This window comes from Methanobacterium formicicum, assembly GCF_029848115.1.
Taxonomy (GTDB): Archaea; Methanobacteriota; Methanobacteria; order Methanobacteriales; family Methanobacteriaceae; genus Methanobacterium; species Methanobacterium formicicum.
The window spans coordinates 127,501-132,500 of the sequence record NZ_JARVXG010000056.1 but is presented as its reverse complement, the minus strand read 5'-3'; the positions used below and the strand labels follow the sequence as shown (position 1 = coordinate 132,500).

6 protein-coding genes are annotated in these 5,000 nt (G+C 41.2%); 5 read left to right on the top strand and 1 reads right to left on the bottom strand.

The genetic code is table 11. The features are described 5' to 3' along the window. Positions 1-33: 33 nt before the first annotated feature. Positions 34-771, bottom strand: a complete 738-nt coding sequence (locus QC759_RS10275; RefSeq protein WP_048072640.1) for a SagB/ThcOx family dehydrogenase — start codon at positions 769-771, stop codon at positions 34-36. Between the two features lie 226 nt (positions 772-997). Here QC759_RS10275 and QC759_RS10270 point away from each other — a divergent pair, with 226 nt between their 5' ends. The 5 genes from QC759_RS10270 to QC759_RS10250 all read left to right on the top strand — a co-directional run bounded on the left by QC759_RS10270 (position 998) and on the right by QC759_RS10250 (position 4,554). Then, the gene (locus QC759_RS10270; RefSeq protein WP_048072641.1) at positions 998-1,342 is read left to right on the top strand and encodes a hypothetical protein; all 345 of its coding nucleotides are present in this window, start codon (positions 998-1,000) and stop codon (positions 1,340-1,342) included. Further along, positions 1,339-1,920: a DUF4405 domain-containing protein gene (locus QC759_RS10265; RefSeq protein ID WP_048072642.1), complete on the top strand. Its 582-nt coding sequence runs from the start codon at positions 1,339-1,341 to the stop codon at positions 1,918-1,920. The genes QC759_RS10270 and QC759_RS10265 overlap by 4 nt, the downstream gene beginning before the upstream one ends. Positions 1,921-2,110: 190 nt before the next feature. After that, positions 2,111-3,289, top strand: a complete 1,179-nt coding sequence (locus QC759_RS10260) for an argininosuccinate synthase (RefSeq protein WP_048072643.1) — start codon at positions 2,111-2,113, stop codon at positions 3,287-3,289. 37 nt (positions 3,290-3,326) lie between these two features. Then, on the top strand, positions 3,327-3,587 hold the full coding sequence (locus QC759_RS10255; protein WP_048072644.1) for a pro-sigmaK processing inhibitor BofA family protein: 261 nt from the start codon (positions 3,327-3,329) through the stop codon (positions 3,585-3,587). A gap of 262 nt (positions 3,588-3,849) precedes the next feature. Continuing rightward, positions 3,850-4,554, top strand: a complete 705-nt coding sequence (locus tag QC759_RS10250; protein ID WP_048072645.1) for a TetR/AcrR family transcriptional regulator — start codon at positions 3,850-3,852, stop codon at positions 4,552-4,554. Positions 4,555-5,000: the final 446 nt, after the last annotated feature.

Here is a 5,000-nt window from a genome sequence, read left to right as displayed (position 1 = left end):
CCGTGAGAAGGGTTAGATTAATATAATACAGTACTATGATGCCTGGTAACCCACCGGAAAGATATATATCGGAGTTTCATTGGAAGGTAACTTCAACAGGGAGATCATCTGATCATCGTAGAAGGATCCAATGGCCACTGTACCCAGACCGCGGGAAACTGCTTCCAAATATATGTTTTCCCCAATATGCCCGGCTTCGATATCCACAAACCGCGTGCTTAAATTTTTATCCGGGTATTTATCCCTCATCTTCTGGTAGTTTCCAGTGACCACCAGACTTACCGGGGCCTGGTCAACCCACTTCTGCCCATGGGCAGCCATTGACAGATTGGAGGTTTGATCACCTTCCACTATCTTTTCTAAAGTATTGTTATAGGGATTGTAATGGTATATTCCAGCTTCAAGGTCCTTAACCCCACTATCACTGGCCACCAAGTAAACTTCCATGGGAAAAACATGGCCGGCAGAGGGAGTGGACCGGTAACTCCTTTCAGAGTCGGTGATGCCCTGAGCAGCCCATAAAAGCTGTGAAACATCCTGCAGAGTTAAAGGTGTTGAACTGAAACTTCTAACTGAACGTCTGCTTTGTATAGCCTGATCCACAGACATTCCGCCGGAAATCTGAACTTCGGGGAGATTGTAAGTCCCCAAAACTACCCGGGACTGGTTTCCTCCCCCTGTCTTCAGGAGTAAAGGGTAAGCTAAGTACACCACCAGGAAAATGGAAAGTAATACAATTATCCCCAGAATATATTTACTCTTTCTCTGCATGGATTCACCGTTTACTTAGTTACGATTAATATAATACTCATTACACCATTTATTAGTTGATTAATTTAATTATTACTTTGATTACTAATTTACTCTTTTGACATCGGGAAAAACTTTTAATTATTCACAACTTATAACTATCTAGTAAAACCATTTACATAGAGGTATAGATTTTTTTACAGGAAATAATAGATTTCAATTAGATAAACTGAAAATCAGGATTTCCATGACCTACGAACTGATAAGTGTATCCATCATTCTCATATTGGGTTATTTAGGTAGTTACCTGCTTTACCAGAAAAATTACCTTAAAAAAGCCACCCACATCCGTTTATGGAATATTTTGATTTTAATAACCTTTTTAATATCCGTAGTGGCTGGTTTAATTCTTCTCTGCCTGGTGGAATATGGCATCACCATCCCTAACAGTCAGGGAATTCTCTACTGGCATGTGGAGTTTGGAATAACCATGTTCTGGATTGCTATTTTTCACATACACTCCTACTGGATGTCTTCCAGTGAGGAAGGGGAAGATTCATCCTCAGACAAATCAGGGAGGGAATCAGATTGAAAAAATTGTACGTGGTTCTTTTAATCGTCCTCCTCACTCCCGTGGCAGTATATGCCTGGAATGACTGCCCCTATGGTTTACTGGATGATCCTTTCCCTGGGCAGTGCCCCCGTTACCTGGACAGCAATCAGAACCAGGTATGTGATCATTCTGAATCACCCAGTTCAACCATCCAAAATAACAGTTCAACAACCTCCCCGGCCACCAACACTAGCCTGAACAGTAACCTCATTTCTGATACTCTCGAGGCCAATTCCACTCCCACAGAAAGTTATAACCTGATACCTCTGGCAGTGACCACCCTTATTCTTTATTTAATCAGCTATCTGTTGTACCTGGAAAGTTATTTGCAGCGAAAGGTATTCTACACTATCTGGAAGTACGTACTACTGGCCAGTTTTGCTTTGGCTGGAGCAACTGGACTGATATTGGTGGTATTCATTAACTATGGAATCCATTCTTCCTGGAATCTGACCATTGATTTCTGGCATGCGGAATTCGCAATTATAATGGCCGTTAGCACATTTTTACACCTGCATCTCTACTGGAAACATGTTAAAAGGATTTTTAAAAAGTAAATGGTTCTCGAAAAATGGAAGGTTGTGTCCACTTTTCTAAAAGATCATGCCTCTATAATATATATTATAACACCGGGTGGTGGGGTATACAATAAAGTTTTTTATAGGCATACCACATAACTTTATCAATATTTATTCTGCTGACAAATTAACAAAAACCCAAATAAAGGAGTATTAAGGAGATTTAAAAATGGAAAAAGTGGTCCTGGCGTTCAGCGGTGGGCTGGACACCTCAGTATGCATAAAATTACTGGAAGAAAAATATAACAAGAAAGTCATTACTGCCTGTGTGGATGTTGGGCAGCCGGAAGATGAAATCACCCGACCGGCAAACTTAGCTGCTCAAATGGGAATGGAACATTACACCATCGATGCCAAAGAGGAGTTTGCACGCGAATTCATATTCAAGGCTATTAAAGCCAACGCAGTTTACGAAGGTTATCCCCTGAGCACCGCCCTGGCTCGACCCCTAATTGCCATGAAGATCGTGGAACTGGCCGAAAAGGTGGGTGCGGAAAACATAGCCCACGGTTGCACTGGTAAAGGAAATGATCAGTTCCGTTTCGAATCCATCATCCGGTCCCATTCTGACTGCACCGTCATTGCCCCCATAAGGGACTTGAACCTCACCCGGACTGAAGAAGTGCGTTATGCCCAGTCCCATGGAATACCCCTACCTTCAGATAAGCTTTACAGTATCGACGAGAACCTATGGGGCCGTTCCATAGAAGGCGATATCCTGGAGGATCCCATGGTGGAAACCCCAGAAGAGGCATTCAGCTGGACACGTTCCACCGAGGATGCCCCGGATGAGGCAGAAGTAGTGGAGATCTCCTTCGAAGAAGGTGTTCCCACGGAGATTAACGGAGAATTAATGGTCCCCCTGGATATCATCCGCAAGGCCAACCAGATCGCCGGTACCCATGGTATAGGAAGAGTGGATATTATGGAGGACCGGATTATAGGACTTAAATCCCGTGAAAACTACGAAACCCCCGGTGCTGTCCTGTTAATTGCGGCCCACCGTGCCCTGGAGCAGCTGGTTTTAACCCGGGAAGAGTTAAAATTTGCAGAAATTGCCTCACAAACCTATTCCGAACTGGTGTACAATGGATTATGGCACGAACCTCTACGTGAAGATTTGGACCAGCTTATTGACAGTATGCAGGGTCGTGTGTCTGGTTCGGTGCGAGTGAAACTGCACAAGGGCAACATACGCATCCTGGGAAGAGAATCACCCTTCAGCCTGTACCAGGAAGATGCAGTTTCCTTCGAGGATAAGGAAATGGATCAGCGGGAAATGGCCGGTATGGTTAAAAACTACGGTATTCAGGCTGCCTGTTACCAGGATATCTGTCGCAGAAAATAATTTAAAATAATTCATTGGGTGTTTAGAGGAAGAGGGCATGGAATTTGTAACCATGGTAATCATCGGAATAGTCCTCCTAGTGGTGGGGATATTCGGGGTTACCATCCTTTTAAAACTGGGAAAAATCGCCCTGAGTGTTCTGGTGCACATGGTACTGGGATGGATACTCCTCTTCATCTGGAACATCCTCCCCTTCTTCAAGATCCCCATAAACATACTCACCATGCTGGTGGCTGGTTTTGGGGGAATAATTGGTGTGGGGGTACTGGTTTTAGCCAAGGCCCTGGGTTTGTATTAACTCCTAGAATTGAGAATTCTTATTTTTTAAGGAAAAATCTATGCAATTAGACAGAATAGGGAAAAATACAACACTCTTTTAATAATTTTTATTTGATAATTCTATAATTAGATCCAGCCACTTATTTTAGATTAAATTTAAAGTTAAGACCCTGTTGTGATAAATAGTTTTATAATTTAATCAAAGGGAAAGTATTATCCTTAAGGCAAAGAATTATAATAACTGCAAGTAAGTTAATAACCATTGTTCGGGGTGAAAAACCATGTCTATCCAGGACCGGAGGGAAAGGGAAAAAGAACAAAGGCGAAACGACATCCTTAAAGCAGCGGAAAAATTATTCTTATCCCGGGAATATGACAATGTTTCCATGAATGATATTGCCCGTGAAGTGGAGCTAAGCAAGGCCACCATCTACCTGTACTTTGAAAATAAGGAAGAATTATTTTTTGCCATTGTCCTGCAAGGAACGGAAATTCTAAATTCCATGATCAGGAACGCCGTTAAAAAGGCAAAAACTGGAATTGATAAAGTTTCTAAATTTAGAATGGCTTATCATGAATTTAATCGAGATTACGCTGATTATATCCGCATTTATAATTATTTTCAGTCTAGACGATTTGAATTAGCTTACAATACCCCTGATACATCTCGGGAAAGATCTAAAAGCTTGTCTGGTGGTGAAAAATCATCCGGCACCAGTGAATATCTTAAAAAAATCCATGGATTGCGTGGCGAACGATTCTCCATCATGTGCAATTCTGTACAGGAAGGTATTAGCGATGGGACAATCCGACCCGATGTGAACCCTGCAGAAGCAGCAGTTTTACTATCTTCCATCTCCAAAAGTATGTCTGATATACCCCCGGATCATGAAAAATTACTGGAAAAACAGGGAATTGATCGTGAAAAATTTGTACTGGATGTGGAGGACCTGATCCGCCATATGATAATGAGTTACCATCCTTAGAGTAGGAGTTACCCTCGGAAAATATGTGATAAGCTACAGCGGAGTAGATGATGAGTTATTCAAAACATACCCTGGGCTATTATCCAAATAAGCCCATTCATAACCCCCTATTTTAAACTTCAGTTCATTAACATCTATCCATCCCATAACCCAGGTTAATTCATATTATACTTGCTTTTTTAATATTTCAATTGATGATCCTGACCTTTTAAACCTTCATCATCAAGAGTTACATAATTAAATGAGAGATGATTACTTATTTTTACAGTAATACGATTTAATGGTTTTAACTGATTTTTTTTCGGAAAATATGGTTCAGTTATTACTGATCCTGAAAGATTTGGTCCAGGAAAATCAAACCGAAATCCTTATAAGTTTCTACTGCCGGTTAGTAAGTAACCGACAGTCATTAAATTATTGTTGGTTATGTTATAACTAGAAGTAAT

Coding starts and splice junctions, on each gene's coding strand:
- QC759_RS10260 (WP_048072643.1), top strand. CDS start 2,111: ATGGAAAAAGTGGTCCTGGCGTTCAGCGGTGGGCTGGACACCTCAGTA.
- QC759_RS10255 (WP_048072644.1), top strand. CDS start 3,327: ATGGAATTTGTAACCATGGTAATCATCGGAATAGTCCTCCTAGTGGTG.
- QC759_RS10270 (WP_048072641.1), top strand. CDS start 998: ATGACCTACGAACTGATAAGTGTATCCATCATTCTCATATTGGGTTAT.
- QC759_RS10250 (WP_048072645.1), top strand. CDS start 3,850: ATGTCTATCCAGGACCGGAGGGAAAGGGAAAAAGAACAAAGGCGAAAC.
- QC759_RS10275 (WP_048072640.1), bottom strand. CDS start 771: ATGCAGAGAAAGAGTAAATATATTCTGGGGATAATTGTATTACTTTCC.